General features: G+C 36.2%; 1 protein-coding gene. It reads right to left on the bottom strand.

Going from position 1 to position 547, the window contains the following annotated elements:
* Nucleotides 1-158 precede the first annotated feature (158 nt).
* The coding region (locus tag IEW52_RS15640) for a glycosyltransferase domain-containing protein (protein ID WP_229668008.1) at nucleotides 159-547 on the bottom strand (389 nt) is incomplete at its 5' end.

Here is a 547-nt window from a genome sequence, read left to right as displayed (position 1 = left end):
CGGGTTACAAACGCTGTGGCTGGGCCTGGAACGTTGCCATGATATGGTCCGAGCCATACAAGAAACAAAGGAATTATTGGGCTGACTTATGGGTAAAGGGATGACTATAGCCCTGAAGTAAACATAAAAGTATGAGTACACCCCTCCTTCGTCAAAACCTATCTTTTTTTCCATTTAAATCGCCCCTTTAGCTTAGAGTTAAATTCCACACAGCGTGATAGTAGGTAAAAGAAACTGGAGCTATGTTTACGATATAATATATTAAATAACACCTTATTCTTTAAGCCTATACTTTCCGAGGAATGTGGCACAATTTTATAGAATTTATTTTCACGCCTAGGAGAAATTTCAACTTCTCCTACTGACACTTTATGTTTCCAACAAACATATCTAAAACTAATTTGATCTCTTTTAGCACCGGATAATAACTCTTGCCACCATTCTTCCATCAATAATCTTATTACTTCGTTATGTACTCTAAAAATAACATTCATTTCATTTAACCCATATCCTTTTGGGTAGCCCTCTGATTGATAACGTTCTATTT

Source organism: Oceanisphaera marina (assembly GCF_014643915.1).
GTDB classification, from domain to species: domain Bacteria; phylum Pseudomonadota; class Gammaproteobacteria; order Enterobacterales; family Aeromonadaceae; genus Oceanimonas; species Oceanimonas marina.
The sequence above is the reverse complement of the archived record's forward strand: the minus strand, read 5'-3'. Positions and strand labels throughout refer to the sequence as shown.